The organism is Ferrovibrio sp. (assembly GCF_036381655.1).
Lineage (GTDB): Bacteria > Pseudomonadota > Alphaproteobacteria > Ferrovibrionales > Ferrovibrionaceae > Ferrovibrio.
The window spans coordinates 74,391-95,888 of sequence record NZ_DASVCJ010000026.1; the positions used below are offsets into that span (position 1 = coordinate 74,391).

The window sequence follows — 21,498 nt, forward strand, 5'->3', positions numbered from 1 at the left end:
GCATTATCCGCGCAATGCTGCCAAGGGCCGCCGGACGGCCTGCGGCAGGTCGTCGGCGATCAGGCATGGCCCGGCCGCTGCCGCCGCGGCCCCATGCAGCCAGACGGCGGCACAGGCGGCTTCGAAGGCGGGCATCTGCTGCGCCAGCAGACCGGCGCAGAAACCGGCCAGAACATCGCCGGTGCCGGCAGTGGCAAGATCCGGCGGCGCATTCGCGTTGATTGCGGCCCGACCGTCCGGGGCGGCAATTACCGTATCGGCCCCTTTCAGCACGATCACGGCCCCGCTGCGCTTGGCGGCTCGGCGCGCCCGGTCCAGCTTGCTCAGGCCGGCTGTTTCGAGATCGGGAAAGAGCCGCGCGAATTCACCTGCATGCGGCGTCAGGATCGCCGCTCCGTCGATCACTGCAAACAGACCTTGCGGATCGCCGGCGAAGGCGGTGATGGCATCGGCATCCAGCACGACCGCGCGCCCGGTCGCCAGCGCATCGCGCACCGCGCCGCGGGTGGCGTCATTGCTGCCATTGCCGGGCCCGAGCAGCAGAACATTGCGCCGCGGATCGGCAATCGCGCGCCGCCAGTCGGGAACGCCTTCGCACGCAAGGCGGATCAGGGCATCGGGACCGCCACCTTGCAGGATTGCCGCTTGCGGCTGCGCCAGCGTGACCAGTCCGGCGCCGATACGCAAAGCGGCGTGACCGGCCAGACAGGCCGCGCCGGCCATGGCACCGCCGCGCACCAGCACATGGCCGCGGGCATATTTGTGGCCCGAGGCGGCCGGCCGCGGCATGAGATGCCGCCACAATGCCGGATCGTTGCGCCACTGGCAGAAAGCGATCTCGGACAATACCGAAGCCGGAATCCCGATATCGGCGACATGCAGCTCGCCGCAAAGCTCGCGGCCCGGCAGCAGCAGATGGCCCAGCTTGGCGCGGAAGAAAGTCACCGTATGCGTTGCCTGAATGGCGCAACCCCGCGGCTGGCCGTCATCGCCATGCACGCCGCTCGGCAGATCGACGGCAACGATCGGCCTGCCGCTGACATTGGCAGCCTCGATCAATGCCTTCGCCGCACCGGTCAGCGGCTTGCTCAATCCGGCGCCGAACAGGGCATCGACGATAACGGCGGCTTCCATCGGGTCTGCCCGCCCGGGCGCATGGATGCCGCCGGTCCAGCGCGATGCCATGATGGCGGCATCGTCCTTGAGCGCGCTCGCGTCGCCCAGCAGCACTAAGGTCACGGAACGCCCGGCGCCGAGCAGATGCCGGGCCGCTACGAAACCGTCGCCGCCGTTATTGCCCGGACCGCAAAGCACCAGCACCGGCCCGCGCGGATAAAACCGCTGCACGATCCGCGCGACAGCGGCGCCGGCATTCTCCATCAGATCGGCGCCGGGCATGCCGCCGGCGATGGTACGCCGGTCCGCCTCTGCCATCTCGGCGACGCTCAGCAGGATCGCGGTGTCGCTCATACCGGCAGCTTGGGCCGCTGCTTGTGCCAGTCGGTCGCAGCCTCGTAAGCCGCCGCCGCGCGCAGCACCAGGTCATCCCGGTGCATCGGGGCGACCAGTTGCAGGCCGATCGGCAGGCCCGATTGCGAAAAGCCGCAAGGTACCGAAATCGCCGGCTGCTGCGTCAGATTGAAGGGATAGCTGAACGGCGTCCAGGCCGTCCAATAGGCATCGCCCATATCGGCTGGCGCAAGACGGCCGGCTTCGAATGGCAGGACGGCCAGGCTGGGCGTCAACAGCAGGTCGTATGTCTGATGGAACTGCTTCATCAGCACGCCGAGCTTGCCACGGGCATTGGCCGCCTCGAGATACTGCTTCGTCGAAATCGCCGCGCCGCGTTCGAAGGTCCGCTGCAGACCGGGATCGAGCAGCGCGAATTTCTCCTGCGGCAAAGCCATCAGTGCATTATAGGCTCCGACGAACCAATGCACGTGGAAACACTCGGTCGGATCGGCGAAACCCGGATCGACCTGGCTGACCTCCGCTCCCAGATCGGCAAACAATCTGGCTGCCGCATCCACCGCCGCTGCAACTTCGGGATCGACCTTGGCGTAGCCGAGCCGCGGGCTATAGGCGATCTTCATGCCCTTGATTCCGGCGCCGAGCGCGGCTGCGTAGTCGAAATCGGCATAGGGCAAGGCGAACCAGTCGCGCGCATCCGGCTTTGCCATCTCGCGCAGCATCAGCGCCGCGTCGCGCACCGTGCGCGTCATCGGCCCGAGATGCGCCAGGGTACCGAACGGGCTGAGCGGCGCGGCCGGCACGCGGCCGAAACTCGGCTTCAACCCGACGATTCCGGCGAAGCCGGCAGGAATCCGGATCGAGCCGCCGCCATCGGTGCCGACGGCCAGCGGACCGAGATCGGCAGCGACCTGCGCCGAAGCGCCGCCCGAGGAGCCGCCCGGCGTCGTTTGCGGATTCCACGGATTGCGGGTGATGCCGGTGAGCGGCGAATCGGTGACGCCCTTCCAGCCCATCTCCGGCGAGGTGGTCTTGCCGATCAGCACGCAACCGGCTTCGCGCAAACGCGCCGTCACCGGCGCATCCTCGTCCCAGGCCTGCTCCGGGTCTACGGTCCTGGAGCCGCGCAAGGTCGGCCAGCCTCTGGTCAGGATGATGTCCTTGATCGAGGCCGGTACGCCATCGATCGGCCCGCGCGGCTTGCCGTTCTTCCAGCGCGCCGCCGAGGCCCTGGCATCCTGCAGGGCCGCCTCGCCATCGATCAGGCAATAGGCGTTGACGATCGGATTGATCGTCTCGATCCGCCGCAGCAAGGCTTCGGTCACATCCACCGGTGTGAAAGTGCCGGACCGATAGCCTTCGACCAGTTCGGCAGCAGAGAGAAAGCAGAGGTCGTCGCTCATGGTTGCCTACCGTTCAGGATGGGATTCAGTGGCGAGGCTCTATCGTCATCGGCAGACCGGGTGACGGCCGCAAGGTGATCTTGCCGATCGGCTCGATCGAGACGCCCGGCGGCAGGCGGAAGCGCAGCCGCTGCGCCAGCGTTGCCAGGATCAGCACCGCTTCGATCATGGCGAAGCCCTGCCCGATGCAGATCCGCGGGCCGGCGCCGAATGGCAGATAGACATAGCGGCGGCGCTGTGCGGCCTGTGCCGGCGCGAAATTCTCCGGATCGAATACGTCCGGGTTCTTCCAATACAGCTTATGGCGATGCATCAGCCAGGGCGAGATGATGATATTGGTGCCCTTCGGGATCGCCAGGTCGCCGAAACGATCATCGGCTTTCGCCGCCCGCGAGGTGGTATGCGCGGGCGGATAGAGCCGCATCGCCTCCTCAATCACCGTCCGGGTATAAACCAGCTTGTCGTAATCGCCATACACCGCCGGCCGGCCAGCCAGCACCGCATCGAGTTCCGCGTGCAGCTTCGCTTCCACCTCGGGGGCGTTGGCGAGCAGGTACCAGGTCCAGGCCAGGGCCGTCGCCGTCGTTTCATGCCCGGCGAGGAAGAAGGTCGCCATATGGTCACGCACTTCCGTATCGGTCATGCCGCTGCCGCTCTCATCATCGACGGCGGCAAGAAGCAGGCCGAGCAGATCGGAACCGAGCTCGCCGCCCTGCGCGGCGCGTTCGCGGCGGCGCCGGATCAAATCGCGGATGATCGCATCCATCGCCGCCAGAGCCCTGCGCCCTTCGGCGGCATCGGGCCGCGGCACCCAGTGCGGCAGGCCTAGCAGGTCGGGGATATTCGGCCGCACCGTCGCCTGATAGCGGTCCATCGCCGCGCCGACCGCGGAGACGTCGATGCCCATATCGGCACCGAACATGGTGCGGGCGATGATGTCGAGGGTGACCAGCATCATCTGCTGCGCCATATCGATACGCGATCCAGGCGGCCACGACGACAGGCGCTCTGCCAATGCCGCTGCGCGATCGCTCATTGTTTCCGCGAAGCCCGCCAGACGGCGCGGCTGAAACAGCGGCGCCATCATGCGGCGCTGGCGCTTCCACAACTCGCCGTCGCTGGTCAGCAACCCCTTGCCCAGTCCGGGCTCGAGGATGCGGCGTCCAAGCGGATCGCGCGCATAATTGGCCACGTTGTCGAGCAGGACATGCCGGATCAGGTCGGGATGATTGGCGACAATGATCGGCCGGAACAGCGTCCGGTAGACCAGGATATCGCGCTCGTATGCCTGTCGAGTCCAGGCACCGATGGTATTGTGGCGCAGCGTCCTGATCAGCCGGAACAGCGGCAGGCGCTCTTCGAGCGGCTCCGGCCTGGCCGGAACGAAACCGATGCTCTGCGCCACGGATGCCATGATCAGAACGTGGTTGTCATGCCGCCGTCGACGGTCAGCAGATGGCCGTTCACATAAGAGGCGGCGGGTGACGCGAGGAACAATGCCGCGCCGGCCAGTTCCTCCGGCTTGCCCCAGCGGCGCAACGGCGTGCGATCGTTGACGAACTTGACGAAATCCGGCCGCGCCAGCAACTCGGCATTGATCTCGGTTTCGAAATAGCCCGGCGCGATGGCGTTGCAGGTCACGCCGGCGGCGCCAAGCTCGGCGGCGCAGGACTTGGTCAGCCCCAGAAGGCCGTGCTTGGCCGCCGTATAGGCCGGAATGCTGGCGCGCCCCTTCACCGACAATACCGAGCCGATATTGATGATTCTGCCATAGCCGCGCCTGACCATGCCGCGCGAGGCGGCGCGCGACAGCGCGAAGGCGGCGGTCAGATCGACCTCGATCACCTGGCGCCAGTCGTCGACCCCGTAATCGTCCAGCGGCTTGCGGATGTTCATGCCGGCATTGTTGATCAGAATGTCCAGCCGGCCATGGGTCTTCTCGATGGCGGCGATCGCCGCCTCGCCCGCCGGAATGTCGGCAACGTCAAAGGCGGCGGTTTCGACCGCGCCGTGGCGCCGCACGACATCGGCAGCGGTCTGCAGCGTCTCGGCGTGACGGCCATTGATCACCACCACCGCGCCGGCCTCGGCGAACAGCTTGGCGAATTCCAGCCCGAAGCCGCGCGAAGCGCCGGTGATCAACGCCACCTGACCGGACAAATCGAACAACCGCTGTAGCATTCCCATGTCTCGTCCTCCTCTGTCCGGTAAGTTTACCGTTTTAGGCGCTGGACACCAGCCTGCCGGCCTCCTTAGCATTCCGGCTGGATGTTACGGAGGACGCCCATGCTGCGCTGCTATCAGGTGGCCGAATTCGGCAAGCCGCTCACCGCGACCGAAAAACCCGAGCCGACGCCGCAGGGCCGCGAGGTGCTGGTCAAAATCGAGCGCTGCGGCGTCTGCCACAGCGATCTGCATATCTGGGACGGCTATTTCGACCTCGGCAACGGCAAGCGCGTTCCGGCCGCCAACAACGGCGCGCTGCTGCCCTTGACGCTGGGGCACGAGATCGTCGGCACCGTCGCTGCCGCGGGACTTGAGGCCAGGTCGGTCAGGCCGGGACAGCGCAAGCTGGTGTTTCCCTGGATCGGCTGCGGCACCTGTCCGCCCTGCCGCGACGGCATGGAGCATCTATGCGCCGGCGCCCAGCAGGCGATCGGCATCTTCCGCGACGGCGGCTATGCGACCCATGTCCTGGTGCCGGATGAAAAATACCTGCTCGATATCGGCGATCTCGACCCGGGCCTGGCCGCGACCTATGCCTGCTCGGGACTGACCGCCTTCTCGGCTTTGAAAAAGATCGGCCGGCTGGCGGACGGTCATAGCCTGCTGATCGTCGGCGCCGGCGGCGTCGGCCTGAACGCCGTCGCCCTGGCCAAGGCCGTGACCGGGCAGGCCCCGATCGTGGCGGATATCGACCCGGCCAAGCGCGCGGCCGCGCTGCAGCTCGGCGCGAAAGAGGCGGTCGATCCGCGCGCCGAGGGTGCCCTGAAGGCCCTGCTCAAGGCGACCGGCGGCGTCTCCGGCGCAATCGATTTTGCCGGCGCGGCATCAAGCTTCGAATTCGCCTATGGCAGCCTGCGCAAGGGCGGGCATCTCGTCACCGTCGGCCTGCTCGGCGGCGCCGTGACGCTTTCGATCGGACTGCATGTCCTGAAGGGCCTGCGCGTTTCCGGCTCTTACGTCGGCAGCCTGCAGGAGATGCGGGAATTGCTGGACCTCGCGCAGCGGACGACGCTGCCGGCCCTGCCGATAGCCACGCATCCGCTGGAGCAGGCGACGGCGGCGCTTGCGGCGCTGAAAGCCGGCGAAGTGGTCGGCCGCATCGTACTGCAGCCGTGACAGCCGGTCAGAGAAACAGCGTCAGCACGCCGGTATAGCCGTAAAGCCGCGACTGGGCGATCTCGCCGCCGCAATACATGCCGACCAGCGGCAGATCGGGGAAGACGGTCTGAATCCGCGCCAGTTCGCCGGGATCGCGCACGAACTGATCCTGGCAGCGCGCCATGCAGGAGAACCACAGCGCCCCGCGCGGCACACGCTCGCCGCAGCGGCGCTTGAGATCGCCGAGCATGCGATCCATGTCGCGGCCGGCGCTTTCGACATCGCGGCGGCAGAAGAAGATCGAGTCGCCCTCCTCCACCATGGCGCCGATGGCGATGCCGCCCGCCTGCGGGTCGACCCCGACGATGTTGCGGACCATGTAGTCCGGCCGGTCGGCGCCGCTGACCGGCAGGCCGACCATCAGGCCGGTGCTGAGCTTGCGCAAATCCTGCAACGATTCCACCGAGAAGCAATCCCGCAGCACGTCATAGGCCGGGCGATCGTTGAGTTCCAGCAGCACATTGCCGTCGGCGGCGGTCACTTCATGCACGCCGCCGATCGGGCTGCAGCCCTGCGTCAGTCCGGTCAGCATCGGCTGCGCCTCGGAAAAGACGATACCCGAAACGCTGCCCTCGACACCTTTGCCGGCCCATTGCGGCCGCGGCCCGCGGGCGGCGATCAAGCCGCCGACCAGATAGGCGCCGCTGGCATCGGCGAAATCCTCGATCAGTTCCGGCAAGGCCGGCACCTGCGGATCGGCATGCACCACGCCGAGCCAGCCCTGCGGCCGTTCGGCGGGGTCGCGAAACAGGGTGGCGCTGTCCTCCGGCACCGTTCCGATCAGGCAGGCGACGACCGGCTCGTCGCAATATTCGGTGCCGCCGGCGGCTACGCTATAGCCGCAGGCCGCTACCATGGCGGTAATACCGGTCGCATCGCTCAGGCGCCGCAGGATGCGCGGCAGCTGATCGGCCATGCGGTCGCTGATATAGACGAAGCCGACATTGGCTGCCTCCGGCAGCGGCATCAGTTGCAGCAAGCAGCCGTCGACGGCGATGCGCCAGTCTTCCGCCGCCCCGATGCCGAGGCGAAATCGTGAACCGGTCGTCTGGTCGCTCATGCCGGGTCTCCTCTGCGTCGCGATAGAGTATAATGGTTTTGGCGAAGTTATCGATCCGTCTAAATCGACAATAGCAGAGGGAGGGCATCATGTTGCGCCGCGCAGTGGTTTTCTCGGCCCTGTCTTTGGCCCTCCTGCTGCCGGGCGGATCGGCGCATGCCGGGGGCGTGGACGATCCGGTGGGCCTGTGGAAAACCATCGATGACGAGACCAATACCGAGCGCAGTCTGGTGGAAATCCGCAAAGTCGGCGACGAACTGCAAGGCCGGATCGTGAAAATCTTCTATCGCCCGGACGAAAAACCCGACCCGGTCTGCGAAAAATGCGAAGGCGCGCGCAAGAACCAGCCGATCATCGGCATGACCTTCCTGTGGGGTCTGAAGCGCGATGGCGACGACTGGGCGCATGGCGCCATCCTCGACCCGAAAAACGGCAAAATATACAACGCGAAGGTCAGCCTGGCGGATGATGGCCGGTCCCTGCGGGTGCGGGGCTATGTCGGGACGCCGTTGCTGGGCCGGACCCAGGTCTGGCTGAGGCAGGATGGCGCCTCCTCATCTCCTGCGGCGCAGTAGAGATTCCGCCAGAGACCCCGCCAGAGACGCCACCGGGGCGCTGCCGTTCGGGTGCCGTAAATCAGGTGCCGGAAATGTAAGTGCCAGGCGCCGCCGCGAGGGGCGCATAGCCGGCCGCCTTGTTGCCCATCTTCGGCGGCGCCACCTTTCCGCTCGAATGCTCGGCCAGCCATCCCTGCCAGGCCGGCCACCAGGAGCCCGGCTGGACCGGCGTCTGCGCCTCCCATTCATCCGGATCGACGTAAGGATCGCGCTCACAACGATGCGCCATCTTGAAGCGGCGGTTGGCGCGGCCCGGTTCGCTCACGATCCCCGCATTGTGGCCGCCGCTGGTCAGCAGGAAGGTCACGTCAGTATCGGCCAGGCGGATGATCTTGTAGACCGACCGCCAAGGCGCGACATGGTCCCATACAGTGCCGACCGCGAAGATCGGCGCCCGGATATCGGTGAGGGCAATCGCCCGGTCGCCGACCCGAAAGCGGCCCTCCGCCAGATCGTTGCGCAGAAACAATTGCCGCAGATATTCGCTATGCATCCGGTAGGGCATGCGCGTCTGGTCGGCATTCCACGCCATCAAATCGCTCATTGGCTGGCGTTCGCCGTCGATATATTCATTCACCATCTTCGACCAGATCAGATCGTTCGAGCGCAGCAGCTGGAATGCGCCGGCCATCTGTTTGGTATCCAGATAGCCCCGTTCCCACATCATGTCCTCGAGGAAACTGACCTGGCTTTCGTCGATGAACAAGGTCAGTTCGCCGGCTTCCGTAAAATCGGTCTGCGCGGCCAGCAAGGTCAGCGTCGCCAGCCGGCCGTCGCCATCGCGGGCCATCGCGGCGGCGGCAATGCTGAGCAAGGTGCCGCCGAGGCAATACCCTACGCCGTGGACCCGCCGATCCGGGCAAATGGCGTTCACTGCATCCAGTGCCGCCATCACGCCAAGCTGACGATAATCCTCCATCCGGAGATCGCGGTCGGCATAGCTCGGATTCTTCCACGAAATGATGAAGACGGTATGCCCCTGCTCGACCAGGTAGCGGACCAGCGAGTTATGCGGCGAAAGATCGAGGATGTAGTATTTCATGATCCAGGCTGGCACAATCAGCACCGGCTCGGCGTATACGTCCGGCGTTTGCGGCGCATACTGGATCAACTCGATCAGTTGATTGCGGAAAACGACTTTCCCTTCCGTGACGGCGACATTCTTGCCGGCCTGAAACGCCTCCGCCCCGGCCGGCGGCTGGCCCAATACCGCACGCTGACAATCCTCTATCACGTTCTGGAAGCCGCGAATCAGATTGAGGCCGCCAGCCTCGATTGTCCGTTTCAAGGCAACCGGATTGGTGAACAGGAAATTGCCCGGCGAGAAGACATCGAGTATCTGCCTCGCCGCGAAGGACACCACCTGCTCGTTATGCGGCGAAACCCCGCGTACCCCGTTGATCGCGTTGTGCCACCATTGCTGCTGCAGCAGAAAGGCCTGATAGATCAGGTTGAACGGCGGCGCCTGCCATTCGGGCGCAGCGAAACGCCGGTCCTGCGGCAAAGGCTGGATGCATAAGCTGCCTGCCTCGTGGCGCTGGCGGGCGCATTGAAAGGCGTAATGCTGAAACCGGATCGCCTTCCGGATGGCCTTGCGTATCAGCTCGAGCTGTTTTCCCGGCGCTGCGGCCAGATGCACAGCCCAATCCCAGTAAGACCCCAGCAGAGAGGCCGGCGACAATCCATGGGTCATCTGCGCGAGGGAGGCGTTCAGCAGCCTGTCGAGCGGGAAGTCCTGCGGTTCGTCCCGGTCCGGCGCCAGCGGCATATGGAACGGCGCCGCCACGGGCGCCGGAAGCTGCGCGGGCGTGAGGGCGTGTTGATCGCTGCGGGCGGGCTCGGCTGGCATCGGCATATTCCTCGGCTCCGAACCTTTCTATGCTGACGGCATGGGGCTTTTCCCGCATTGATCTGACGCAAGTCACAAAATCGCCGTTTCGCCGGTTTCGCGAAGGGAACCGAAGGCTGGCCAGTATCGTTTCCCTGCTCGCGATTTATCGCGGAAATGCACGAATCCCCGGGGACGCGAATTGAACCAGCAAACCAGACTTTGCCGAAACCGGCGGTGGCCGCATCTGGTTGGTCGGGCCGCAATGTTTGCCGGCCTGGCAGCAGGCCTAACCGCCTTCGCCGTTCAAGCTCAAGCCCAGAGCCAGAGCCAGAGCCAGAGCCAGGCGCCCTGCTCCGTCAGCAACCTTCGCGGCTTCGCCCTGGTGCTGCGGCAGGGAACGAGCATGCGGCTCGGCCGCGGTGCCGGGATATGGCCCGATGATCAACTGGTCACCGGCAACAAGACGCGCCTGCGCGTAGCCTGCACCGGCCGCGCCGAGATCACGGTCGGCCCGGAGAGCAGCGTATCGATGCAGGATCTCGCCAACATGCAAAACCAGAGCAACATGGTTCTGGAACTGCTTCAGGGCATACTCCGCGTCGCCATCTCGGCGAATGCCGACCGCCGGGGATTTCAGATTCGCACGCCCACGGCGGTGGCGGCTGCCCGTTCGACCGAATGGATCACCGAGGCGCAGCCGGCACTGACCGGCGTCTTGGTTCTGAAGGGCAGCGTCGCGGTTTCCAACCGCCGCACCGGCAACAGCGTAACCGTGGATGCCGGCCTGGGCACCAACGTTGCCGCCGATGCAGATCCGACGCCGCCGGCGCCCTGGGGCAGACCGCGCGCCGAATCCGCATTGAGCCGTACCAGCTTCCAGTGATGCCGACGCGATTGACGGATATCGTCGAACGGGGCAGTCGGGCCTTTCCCCGCATTGCCCTTGCCCTTTTGATAGGCGTGTCGACGATGACCGGCTATCTGTTCTGGCGCGATACGCCGCTCTTCGGCGCCATCGAAGGACAGACGCTGACCTGGCGTTTCCAGATCCGCGGCCCGATCCAAGCCCCCTCCGATATCGCCATCATCGCAATCGATGACGCCTCGATGGAACCCCTCAAGCGGTGGCCGCTGCCGCGGATCATTCTGGCAGATGCGATAACCAGGCTGGCGGCGGCTGATGTGCGCGTGATCGGCCTGGACCTGCTGCTGCTGGGGCCGGACCCGACCGCCGATGCGGCCGCCGCTGCAGACGGAGATACCGCGCTTGCCGAGGCCATTGCCACCATTCGAACGGTCCTGCCCCTGGCTTTCACATTTGATCCGGGCAAGGAGATGGACATCGCCTCCATCCATCTCGTCCGGCAGGTTTCGCTCCCGGTGATCCGGCATGCCGGGACTCCGGGTCTTGCCATCGATGCGACCGGGCTCCTTGCCCCGATCGCGCCGCTTCGCGAACACGCCGATCTGGGCCATGTGAATGTGCTGCCGGATCAGGACGGCATCCTGCGGCAACTCAGTCTGGCGGTCGAAGTCGGCGGCCGCTATGTCCCGTCTTTCATGACGGAACTGGCGCGCCATTTCCGCGGCCTGACCCGCGGCGATGCGGTGGTTCTGCCGGGCCGGGGCTTGTCGCTCGGCGAGAAGGTGATCCCGACGGATCCCTATCTGCAAGCCCCGGTCTTCTACTACGGTCCGCCGAAGACGATCCCGACCTTTTCGCTGCGCGACCTGCTTGCGGGGCAGGTTCCAGCGCAAGCTCTGGCCGGCCGCGTGGCGCTCATCGGCGCAACCGCAACCGGTGTCGGGGATACCTTCGCCACGCCGTTCAGTCACAATTTTCCCGGCGTCGAAGCCCTTGCGACCGCAACAGCCAATATCATGCACGATCAAGTGCTGCGCCACGATGCAACGGTCCTGCGCTGGGATGCAATCGCCATCATCGGCGCCTGCCTGGCGACCTTCCTGTTGGGATATCTTCCCTTTTCCGTCGCACCGGCCGGGGCGGCGGTCGCGACGATCCTCCTGCTGATGACGGTGGCGCAATGGGCCTTCCAGGTGCATCTGATCTGGCTCAACCTGACCTTTCCGACGCTGGGCATTCTGCTGAGTTCGAGCGTGATTGCCGCCAGCCGCGTGATCGCCGAGAGGCGCGGCCGGCGCGACATGGAAAGACAAAGATCCAATCTGGCCCGCTATCACTCCCCTTTGGTGGCGGATCTTCTGGCGCGCGGACCGGCGGAAGCCACCGAACACCGGCAGATGGCCGCCATCCTTTTCGTCGACATGGCGGGCTTCACCGCACGCTGCGAACGGTTGCAGCCCGAAGCGGCGGCGCGTTTCCTGCGCGATTTTCACGGCTGCATCGAACGGGCGGTCCTGGCGCATGGCGGCATGCTGGACCAGTTCCTCGGCGACGGGGCGATGGTGATCTTCGGCATCCGCGGCGCTTCGCCCGAAGATCCGATCGCCGCCTTGACCTGCGCCCGCCACCTGATCGAGGAATGCGAAAACTGGAGCCGCAAGCTGGTGGCCGAGGGACAAGAGCCGCTGGTGATCCGTGTCGGCATTCACTATGGCATGGTGATGATCAGCCGGCTCGGCGGCAGCATGCAGATGCACTTTTCCGCCGCCGGCGACACCGTCAACGTCGCCGCCCGGCTGGAGGCCTTCGGCCGTTCCGCGGCCAGCATAATCACGATCTCGGGCCCGGTGGCCGCGGCCGTGCAGCAGGCTGGCCGGAAAGATTTGCTGGCGGGGTTTGCCGAGCTGCCGCCACAACCGATCCGGGGACGCAGCGAAAAGCTGAGTGTCTGGACACTGGAACACCAGCCACTCTAGGCGGCTCTGCGCGGCACGAAGGTTCACGCGAGGGCGGGCAAAGCGGCACATACCGGCGGGACAAGTGACACACAGCCCCGAAATGAAACGGCCGACCAACGGATAAACCATTGATCGGCCGCAAAATTCATGGGGCGAGGAACGGGACTTGAACCCGCGACCCCCAGAGCCACAATCTGGTGCTCTAACCAACTGAGCTACCCCCGCCACAGGGCAGGCGCTTCTTAACCCCTGAGCCCGGCTCCGGTCAAGCATCGCCTTGGCGCGGGAGGGCGGTCCGGCAGAGAGTTATTCTACTTTACCGTGTTGGTTAACTTTCTTTGGTTTTTCAGCACCTTGCGAGAGATTTACGGCTCCGCTAAACAACAAGTAGATGACGTCTTTCTGGCTCATAATCGCCGCCTTCCTGATCGGCATTCCCGGCGCCGTCTTCATCGTGCTGCAGCTCATCGCGCAGCATAAGCGGCAGGTGATGGCCTATGAATGGAGTTCGCAGGAAGTGATCCGCCGCGGCCAGCGGCTGGACGAGTTGGAAAAGCTGACCCGCAACGCCCAGCAGAAGATCGCCGAACTCACCAAGCAGAAGTTCGAGCTGGAAGCGCAGATCACCAAGCTGGAAAAGCTGGCGGGCCAGGCCATCGCTCAGGAGACCAACACCAAGACCTTCTCCATCGGCATCTATAACCAGGAAGTGCGCCGCGCCCATATGATGGGCGAAAAGCATCGTCAGCTCGACGACAAATGGGGCGAGATCAACTATGTCGAGCTGCAGGCCACCAATGAGGACGAGGTGCGCCGGACGATCATGCGTAAATTCCCGCCCGAACGCGGTTTCGTGATCGAATCGATCCAGGAACAGAAGAAGTTCGATACCGGCGCGAAAAAGAAGTGACCGCCTAACTGGCCATCTGAACGGCGTGAACCCGCAGTTCCAAAGCCGTCGCCGGATCGATCTCTCCTCGCGGAGCCAGCAGCCAGTTCCATTCCTTCACCGGTGAGGGCAAGCGCATGCCGAGCAGCGCGCTCTCGTCCATCACCGGCTCGCCGGCCTTGTTGCGCCAGATGCGGAGCGCATCTGAAACAAGCGCAACCGGACAGGACAGCGATGCCAATCCATCGAGATGGGCGCGGATGATCTGCCTGCCGAAATCTTCGGCGGCTTGCTGCGGCACGTTCCGGCGCCGCAGGTAGTCGATCGGCAGCAAAGGCAATTGCGACAGAATATTGAGCGAAACGATCCCGTCCGGCGGCACCGGATCGAGATCGCGCAGTGCTTCATCGGAAGGGATCGGCAGCGGCATACCGGCGCGCCATTCGGCAAGCGGCGCGACAATGCCGGTGATGTCGGCGAGCCGCAGTTCGACATTTCCGAACCGCCGGATTTTCCGCCGCGCCTGCGCCAGCAGGGCGATATCGAAAACCAGGACATGGCGGAACATCGCCGACAGTTCGGCAAGCGGAATGTCCGCCAAGAGGCCGGCGCCGAGCAGCCAGAGGCTATCGCGATGCCGGCAGCTTTCCGCGAAGTCCAGGACGAAGCGGCGGCTGTTTATCTCGTGTTCGCGCCAGGCCGCAGCGCAACGCCGCCGCCGCGACCACAGGCTGACGGCGGATCTGGCATATCCCAGCCGCCGGGCCGACGGCGACGCCGCGACACCCGCCCAGACGAGCAACTCGGCCAGCATATCGCGATCTTGCGCTACTCTGCAGCGGAGCGCGACGGAACCGCGCCGAAACGTTCCCGGATCTGCTGCTCGGTATAGTACCCGCGCTCCAGGTCGCGGGCGATCAACGCCGGATCGCGCTTCTTCGGATCGCCGAAGCCGCCACCGCCGGGAGTCGAGACATGGACGCGGTCGCCTGCCTTGATCTGGATGTCCTGATCCTTGGACAGATGCGGCGGCACGTAAACATGCGTACCATCCTTCTGGGCGATCTCGATGCCGACCTTGTTGGTGCCGCCATCCTCGCCGCCCAGCACGCCACGCGGACCGGTACGGCCATGATCCATCACCATGCTGGCGCGCGCCTCGCCACGCCGCAATTTGATCGTGTAATTGACGCCGAAGCCGCCGCGATACTGTCCGGCGCCGCCCGATCCCTCGTGCAGCGAATATTCCTCGAACAGCACCGGGTAATACTGTTCCATCACCTCGATCGGCGTCGTCTTCGAAATGCCGATGGTCGAGCAGCCGTTGGTCAGGCCATCGCCGCCATACCAGCCGCCATAACCGCCGCCGGAGATCACATACATCACATAGGAGCGATCGCGCTTCGGATCGTAGCCGCCAAGGGCGAAGTTCCCGGAGGTGCCCGCCGGGGCGGCGAACAGACGATCCGGCAAGGCTTTTACCAGGGCGTTGAATACCGCTTCCGCGATGCGCTGGCTGACTTCCGCCGCGCAGCCGGAGACCGGGCGCGGATATTTTGCATAAAGAAACGTGCCGTGCGGGTCCTTGATCTTCAGCGGCTCGAAGGTGCCCGCATTGATCGGCACATCGGGAAAGATGTGCTTCACCGCCAGATAAATCGACGAATAGGTGGTTGCGATGACGCTGTTCATCGGCCCCCGGCATGGCGGGCTGGAGCCGGTCATGTCGAAATGCAGCTCGCCATCCCGCTTGTCGATCCTCATCTTGATGACGAGAGGTTCGTCGACGACACCGTCGGAATCGACTATCGCCGAACCTTCGTAGGTGCCATCGGGGATGCTGCGGATGCGGGCGCTCATCTGCTGGCTGGCGCGCTGTTTCAATTCCTCGATCGCCTGCTCGACGACATCGGCACCGTAACGGTCGAGCAAGGCCGTCAGGCGTTTCTCGCCGATAGCGAGCGCCGCCGCCTGCGCCTTGATATCGCCGATGCGCTGATCGGCGATCCGGATGTTGCTGAGGATGATCGACAGGATCTCCTCATCCAGGACGCCTTCCTTGTAAAGCTTGACGGGCGGCAGCCGCAGCCCCTCCTGCTCCACTTCCGTGGCATTGGCGGAGAAGCCGCCCGGCACCATGCCGCCGATATCCGGCCAATGGCCGGTATTGGCGAGCCAGGAGAACAGCCTGCCCTTATAGAAGAACGGCTTGACGAAGCGCACATCCATCAGATGCGTGCCGCCGAGATACGGATCGTTGACGATGTAGACATCGCCCGGTTTCGGCGCCAGCAGCGGCGTCTTGCGTGCACGTTCGATGACGGCCTGCGTCGAGAATTGCATGGTGCCGACGAAAACCGGCAGGCCGAGATCGCCCTGCGCGATCAGCTTGCCGGTGACGCCGTGATAGATGCCATCCGAGCGGTCAAGCGCTTCCGAGATGACCGGCGAGAAGGCGGCGCGGCAGAAGGCCAGGTCCATCTCGTTGCAGACCTGCTGCAGGCCATTCTGGATGACGACCAGGGTGACGGGATCGATCGTCGTTGCCATCCTTCCTACTCCCCATTCACCGAAACGATCAGGTTTCCGAGCCTGTCGACAAGCACCTGATTGCCGGGTTCGATCACGACAGTCGTGTCGAGCTGCTCCAGGATCGCGGGGCCGGCAAAGCTTGCGCCGCGCGGCAGCCGTTCGCGATCGTAGATCGGCGTATCCTGCCAGCCGCCGGCAGCATACCACACCTTGCGGCTGCCTGTGCGGGCGCCGGCGACATCCTTGGCCGGCGCCGCGGAGAGAAGCCGTTCCAGAGACAGGTCGGGGCGCCGGCCGATCACGGCCGTATGCAGATTGACGAGAACGGCGCGGATTTCCGGCAGTTCGACCTCGAAGCGCTGCCAGTAAGCGGCTTCGAAGGTCTTCTGCAAAGCCTCGCGCGAGATGCCCTTGTCCGGCACCGCAACGGTCAGCAGATGGCTCTGCCCCTGGAATTGCATGTCCGCCGAATGCAATACCTGGACGCCATCGACGGCGACGCCGTCGCGCTCGAGCGTCGCCATGCCGTCGGCAATCTGCTCCGACAGCACCTGTTCCACCAGGCCGTCCGGCAGGTTGGCAAGCGGCTTGTTCACCGTGCGGACATAATCATGGCGCAGATCGGCAACCACGCAGCCAAGCGCATTGGTAATCCCGGGTCGCGCCGGGATCAGCAATTTCGGAATGCCAAGTTCACGCGCCAGAGCCGCGGCATGCAGCGGGCCGGCACCGCCGAAGGCGAAGAGCGCAAAATCGCGCGGATCGTGACCGCGGCTCAGCGATACCATGCGGATCGCGCCGGCCATCTTGTCGTTGGCGATGCGCAGGATGGCGGCAGCAGCGCCGTCCGCATCCAGGCCCAGCGGCTTGCCGACCTGCTCGGCCACCGCCCGTTTCACATCGTCGAGCGAGACCTCGCTGTCGACCGAGAGCAAACCGTCCGGGTTCAGCCGCCCCAGCACGAGATTGGCATCGGTGATCGTCGGCCGGGTGCCGCCGCGGCCATAGCAGATCGGCCCCGGCCGCGCCCCGGCGCTTTCCGGCCCGACCTGCAGCAGGCCGGCCTCGTTGATGAAGGCAATCGAGCCGCCGCCGGCGCCGATGGTGTGCACATCCACCATCGGCACATGGATCGGCATGGCGTATTCGAGCTCGAGTTCGGATGAAACCTGCGGCACGCCATCCTGGATCAGCCCGACATCCGAGGAGGTGCCGCCCATATCATAGGTGATCACGTTCGGCAGGCCGGCGGCACGCGCCGTATAGGCCGCAGCCATGACCCCGGAGGCCGGCCCCGACATCACCGTATTGACGGCAGCTTCGGCGACGATGCCCGCGGCGATGGTACCGCCGTTACCCTGCATGACCAGCAGATCGCGGCGGAAGCCCTTGTTCTTCAACTCGCCGTTCAACCGCTCGATATAACGATGCAGTATCGGCTGCACGCTCGCATTCACGCAGGCCGTCGTGCCCCGCTCGTATTCGCGATATTCGGACAGGATCTCATGCCCGGCGGTGATGTAGCCGTTTGGCCAGATTTCGCGGGCGATCTCCAGGGCGCGTTTCTCATGCGCCGGATTGATGTAGCTGTGCAGGAAATGGATGACCAGGGCTTCGCAGCCGGCCGCTTTCAGCCTTTCGGCTGCCGCGCGCACCGCCGCCTCGTCCAGCGGCACCACCACCTCGCCATCGGCATCCATGCGTTCGGGCACTTCCAGCCGCCACTGGCGCGGCACCAGCGGCTCGAAGCCGCCGGTCAGACCGTAAGGTTGCGGCCGGGTGCGGCGGCCAAGCTCCAGGCTGTCGCGGAATCCCCTGGTGGTGATCAGGCCAATCCGGGCGACCTTGCGCTCCAGCAGGGCATTGGTTGTCGTCGTCGTGCCATGGACGATCATGTCGGCATCCGACAGCGCGATGCCGCCCTTCTCCAGCGCCGCCAGCACACCGAAAGCCTGGTTGTCGAGCGTGGTCGGCACCTTGGCGAGAGCGACGTCGCCTTTGTCCGTCTCGATGCCGATCAGATCGGTGAAGGTGCCGCCAACGTCGATGCCGACGATCCAACCCATCGCACTATTCCTCAAACCGAAAGATATTGCTCATGCACGGCGGCATCGGCGGCCAGTTCGGCCATGGTGCCCTGATACCGAATGCGGCCTTTCTCGATGATATAGGCGCGGTCGGCCACCATCTGCGAGAAATGCAGATTCTGCTCCGACAGCATCACGGTCAGGCCCTCCGCCTTCAGTTGCAGGATGGTCTTCGCCATCTGCTCCACGATGACCGGCGCCAGGCCTTCCGAGGGCTCGTCCAGCAGAATCAGGCGCGGATTGCCCATCAGCGTGCGCGCGATGGTCAACATCTGCTGCTCGCCGCCCGACATGCGCCCGCCCGGGCGGTCCTTCATGCGACCGAGATTGGGAAACAGCTCGAACAACCGCTCCGGCGTCCAGGCGGGAACGCCATCGCGCGCGGGCTGGCGGCCGACTTCGAGGTTTTCCATCACCGACAGCTCGGTGAAGATGCGGCGTTCTTCCGGCACATAGCCCAGCCCCAGGCGCGCGATGCGATACGGCGCGTGGTTCTCGATCCGCTCGCCTTCGAACATGATGGTCCCGCTCTGCGCCGGCACCAGGCCGATGATCGATTTCATGGTCGTCGACTTGCCGGCGCCGTTACGGCCCAGCAGCACGACCACCTCGCCCTGCCGCGCTTCCATGGCAAGATCCGCCAGGATATGCGCCCGGCCATAATAGGTGTTCAGGCCTTCGACTTTCAGCAACGGAGCAGCAGACATCAATGCGCCTCCGCGAATACGGTGCCGCTGCCGAGATAGACCGCCTGCACCTGCTCGTTGGCACGCACCGTCTCGGGGCCGCCCTCGGCGATCAGCCGGCCGCGATCCAGCACGATGATGCGATCAGCCTGGGCGAAGACGACATCCATGTCATGCTCGGTGAACAGCACGGCGATGTTGTCCTGGCGCGCCAGCCTTGCCGTCAGCTCCATCAGAGCGACGCGCTCGCTCGGTGCCATGCCCGCCGTGGGCTCGTCCATCAGCAGCAGCTTCGGGCTGTTCGCCAGTGCGATCGCCAGTTCGACCCGCTTGAGATCGCCATAGGCCAGAATGCCGCAAGGCCGTTCGCTCTGATCCGCCATGCCGACACGGGCCAGAAGCTCCATCGCCTCGTCGCGGTAGAGCGCGTTGGCCGGCCGCCACAATCCCATCAGCCGACGATGGAAGGACAGAAGCGCCATCTGGATATTCTCGCGCACTGTCATCGAGTTGAAGGTGGCCGTGATCTGGAAGGTGCGGCCGACGCCGAGCTGCCAGATCTGCCGCGGCGCCAGGCCGATCAGGCTCTGGCCGAGCAGCACCACCTCGCCCGCATCGGCGCGAAGCTGGCCGTTCAGCATGTTGAAGCAGGTGCTCTTGCCGGCCCCGTTCGGCCCGATCAGCGCCAGCAGCTCGCCGGCGGAGATCGAGAAGCTGACATCCTGCACGGCCTGCACGCCGCCGAAGGATTTATGCAGGCCCTTGACCGACAGCACCGTCATGGCGCGGTCTCCCGCATCAAGCCGAGCCTCGTCGCCACCTGCCTGATGAAGCCGGCGATCCCCTGCGGGAAAGCGAGGACGATGACGAGGATCGCCAGGCCAAGGATGGCACGCCAATATTCGGTGTTGCGGGCGATCACATCCTGCAGCCAGGTGAACAGCGCCGCGCCGGCAACCGGGCCGGTCAGGGTCTGCACCCCGCCGAGCAGGACCATCACCAGGCCGTCGATCGAACGCGAGACCGACAGAACTTCCGGCGAGATGCTGCCTTTCGAGAAGGCGAACAAGGCTCCCGCCAGGCCGGCCAGCGCGCCCGCGAGAATAAAGCCCAGCCACTGGAAGCGGCGCACGTCGATGCCGATCGCGTCGGCGCGCAGGGCGGAATCGCGGGCCGCCCGCAGGACGTAGCCGAACGGGGCGTGGATGACGCGCCACAGAAAAGCGACCGCGCCGGCGCTGATCGCCAGGACGGCTAGATAGAAGACCGTGCGGTCCTTCAGCCATTCGCTGGGCCAGAGTCCGATCAGGCCGTTCGAGCCGCCGGTCAACTCATCCCACTGGAACACCACCGACCAGGCGATCTGCGCGAAGGCAAGCGTAAGCATGGCGAGATAGACGCCGCTGAGCCGGACGCAGAACCAGCCGAACACCATGGCGCCCAGGCCCGCCGTCAAAGGTCCGGCAAACAGCGCGATTTCCATCGGCAGCTTCAGCTTGATGAAAGCCAGCGCGGCGCCGTAACAGCCCAGACCGAAATAGGCGGCATGGCCGAACGAAACCATGCCGGACGGGCCCATCAGGAAATGCAGCGTCGCGGCGAACACGGTGAAAACCGCGATGTCGACCAGCAGCACGAGCAGATATTCGTCGCCGATGGCCGGCATGAAGGCCAGCAGGACCAGCAATCCGAAAACTGCGCTCCAGAACACCTTGGTCAGCGGATGCAGCGGCGGTTCGATCATGCCGGTGCCGCGCTGGACCGCCTGCGGCTTGCCCAGCAGGCCCCAGGGCCGCACGACCAGAACGACGGCCATGATGACGAATTCGATGACCAAGGTGAACTTGCTGAAGGACAGCGTGATCCCGAGAACATCGACATCGCCGATGCCGATGCAAAAGGCTTTCGCTTCGGCGATCAGCAACGCCGCCAGGAAGGCGCCGCCGATCGAGCCCATGCCGCCGACGACGACGATCACGAAGGCATCCGAGATCACGGTCAGATCGAGCATGAGCTGCGCCGGCTCGCGCGGAATCTGCAGCGCACCGCCAAGACCGGCGAGAAAAGCGCCAAGGAAGAAGACGCTGGTGAACAGCCAGGCCTGGTTGACGCCGAGGGCGCCGACCATGTCGCGATCCTGCGTGGCGGCGCGGACCAATGTGCCCCAGCGGGTACGGTTCATCAAAAGCCAGAGCAGGCCGAAGACCACCGGCCCGACGAAGATCAGCAGCAGATCGTAATCCGGCAGGTGCCGGCCGGCGATCTCGATAGCGCCGCGCAGGCCGGGCGCGCGCGGCCCCAGCAGATCTTCCGCGCCCCAGACATAGAGCGCCGCATCCTTGACCACCAGCACCAGAGCGAAGGTCGCCAAAAGCTGAAACAGCTCCGGCGCGTGATAAATCCGGCGCAGGACGACGACTTCGATGACGATGCCAATGATGCCGACGGCGACGGCCGCCAGCAGCACACCGCCCCAAAAGCCGACGATGGAACTGCGTCCGAACAGCTCGATCAGGCTGTAGGCCACATAGATGCCCAGCATGTAGAGCGAGCCATGCGCGAAGTTCACGATGCGGCTGACACCGAAGATGATCGACAGTCCCGCAGCGACAAGGAAAAGCGAAGACGCCCCGGCGAGGCCGTTCAGGAACTGGATAACGATGTTGGAGAGAGACAAGGCAGCCCCGGTGACGATGGTCTCCCCCGCCGGACATCC

General features: G+C 65.1%; 17 protein-coding genes and 1 tRNA gene. 5 read left to right on the forward strand and 13 right to left on the reverse strand.

What is annotated here, in order from left to right; translation table 11 throughout:
• Positions 1 to 3 precede the first annotated feature (3 nt).
• From VF194_RS05570 to VF194_RS05585, 4 genes are read right to left on the reverse strand one after another with little or no spacing between them, the layout of a single operon-like run.
• Positions 4 to 1,470, reverse strand: a complete 1,467-nt coding sequence (locus tag VF194_RS05570) for an NAD(P)H-hydrate dehydratase (RefSeq protein WP_330888863.1) — start codon at positions 1,468 to 1,470, stop codon at positions 4 to 6.
• Positions 1,467 to 2,873: an amidase gene (locus VF194_RS05575; RefSeq protein WP_330888864.1), complete on the reverse strand. Its 1,407-nt coding sequence runs from the start codon at positions 2,871 to 2,873 to the stop codon at positions 1,467 to 1,469. The genes VF194_RS05570 and VF194_RS05575 overlap by 4 nt, the downstream gene beginning before the upstream one ends.
• Positions 2,874 to 2,898: 25 nt before the next feature.
• Positions 2,899 to 4,287: a cytochrome P450 gene (locus tag VF194_RS05580; protein WP_330888866.1), complete on the reverse strand. Its 1,389-nt coding sequence runs from the start codon at positions 4,285 to 4,287 to the stop codon at positions 2,899 to 2,901.
• Positions 4,288 to 4,289: 2 nt separating this feature from the next.
• On the reverse strand, positions 4,290 to 5,060 hold the full coding sequence (locus VF194_RS05585) for an SDR family oxidoreductase (protein WP_330888868.1): 771 nt from the start codon (positions 5,058 to 5,060) through the stop codon (positions 4,290 to 4,292).
• A 99-nt stretch (positions 5,061 to 5,159) separates the two neighbouring features.
• Here VF194_RS05585 and VF194_RS05590 point away from each other — a divergent pair, with 99 nt between their 5' ends.
• Positions 5,160 to 6,215, forward strand: a complete 1,056-nt coding sequence (locus tag VF194_RS05590) for an alcohol dehydrogenase (protein WP_330888869.1) — start codon at positions 5,160 to 5,162, stop codon at positions 6,213 to 6,215.
• Between the two features lie 7 nt (positions 6,216 to 6,222).
• Here the strand turns inward: VF194_RS05590 and VF194_RS05595 are convergent, their stop codons facing one another.
• On the reverse strand, positions 6,223 to 7,317 hold the full coding sequence (locus VF194_RS05595; protein ID WP_330888871.1) for an FIST signal transduction protein: 1,095 nt from the start codon (positions 7,315 to 7,317) through the stop codon (positions 6,223 to 6,225).
• 89 nt (positions 7,318 to 7,406) lie between these two features.
• Here VF194_RS05595 and VF194_RS05600 point away from each other — a divergent pair, with 89 nt between their 5' ends.
• Positions 7,407 to 7,892, forward strand: coding sequence for a DUF2147 domain-containing protein (locus VF194_RS05600; RefSeq protein WP_330888873.1), 486 nt, complete (start codon positions 7,407 to 7,409; stop codon positions 7,890 to 7,892).
• Between the two features lie 61 nt (positions 7,893 to 7,953).
• Here VF194_RS05600 and VF194_RS05605 read toward each other — a convergent pair whose 3' ends face one another.
• Complete coding sequence (locus VF194_RS05605) at positions 7,954 to 9,783, reverse strand: PHA/PHB synthase family protein (RefSeq protein ID WP_330888875.1); 1,830 nt, start codon at positions 9,781 to 9,783, stop codon at positions 7,954 to 7,956.
• Between the two features lie 244 nt (positions 9,784 to 10,027).
• Between VF194_RS05605 and VF194_RS05610 the strand changes: the two genes are divergently transcribed.
• Positions 10,028 to 10,648, forward strand: a complete 621-nt coding sequence (locus VF194_RS05610; protein ID WP_330888877.1) for a FecR domain-containing protein — start codon at positions 10,028 to 10,030, stop codon at positions 10,646 to 10,648.
• A gap of 86 nt (positions 10,649 to 10,734) precedes the next feature.
• A complete protein-coding gene (locus VF194_RS05615; RefSeq protein WP_330888879.1) occupies positions 10,735 to 12,606 on the forward strand; it encodes an adenylate/guanylate cyclase domain-containing protein in 1,872 nt (623 codons plus the stop codon).
• Positions 12,607 to 12,736: 130 nt separating this feature from the next.
• Here the strand turns inward: VF194_RS05615 and VF194_RS05620 are convergent.
• A tRNA-His gene (locus VF194_RS05620) sits at positions 12,737 to 12,813 on the reverse strand.
• Positions 12,814 to 12,979: 166 nt separating this feature from the next.
• Here VF194_RS05620 and VF194_RS05625 point away from each other — a divergent pair.
• Positions 12,980 to 13,498 (forward strand): hypothetical protein, encoded by a 519-nt coding sequence (locus tag VF194_RS05625; RefSeq protein WP_330888882.1) that lies wholly within the window; start codon positions 12,980 to 12,982, stop codon positions 13,496 to 13,498.
• Positions 13,499 to 13,502: 4 nt separating this feature from the next.
• On the opposite strand, the gene VF194_RS05630 is transcribed toward VF194_RS05625, so the two are convergent.
• From VF194_RS05630 to VF194_RS05655, 6 genes are read right to left on the reverse strand one after another with little or no spacing between them, the layout of a single operon-like run.
• Complete coding sequence (locus VF194_RS05630; protein WP_330888884.1) at positions 13,503 to 14,291, reverse strand: hypothetical protein; 789 nt, start codon at positions 14,289 to 14,291, stop codon at positions 13,503 to 13,505.
• A gap of 14 nt (positions 14,292 to 14,305) precedes the next feature.
• On the reverse strand, positions 14,306 to 16,027 hold the full coding sequence (locus VF194_RS05635; protein WP_330888885.1) for a hydantoinase B/oxoprolinase family protein: 1,722 nt from the start codon (positions 16,025 to 16,027) through the stop codon (positions 14,306 to 14,308).
• Between the two features lie 5 nt (positions 16,028 to 16,032).
• The gene (locus VF194_RS05640) at positions 16,033 to 18,075 is read right to left on the reverse strand and encodes a hydantoinase/oxoprolinase family protein (RefSeq protein ID WP_330888887.1); all 2,043 of its coding nucleotides are present in this window, start codon (positions 18,073 to 18,075) and stop codon (positions 16,033 to 16,035) included.
• An 11-nt stretch (positions 18,076 to 18,086) separates the two neighbouring features.
• Positions 18,087 to 18,803, reverse strand: coding sequence for an ABC transporter ATP-binding protein (locus tag VF194_RS05645; RefSeq protein ID WP_330888889.1), 717 nt, complete (start codon positions 18,801 to 18,803; stop codon positions 18,087 to 18,089).
• Complete coding sequence (locus tag VF194_RS05650; protein WP_330888891.1) at positions 18,803 to 19,564, reverse strand: ABC transporter ATP-binding protein; 762 nt, start codon at positions 19,562 to 19,564, stop codon at positions 18,803 to 18,805. The genes VF194_RS05645 and VF194_RS05650 overlap by 1 nt, the downstream gene beginning before the upstream one ends.
• Complete coding sequence (locus VF194_RS05655) at positions 19,561 to 21,459, reverse strand: ABC transporter permease (RefSeq protein WP_330888892.1); 1,899 nt, start codon at positions 21,457 to 21,459, stop codon at positions 19,561 to 19,563. Before VF194_RS05655 ends, VF194_RS05650 begins: the two co-directional genes overlap by 4 nt.
• Between the last annotated feature and the right edge of the window lie 39 nt (positions 21,460 to 21,498).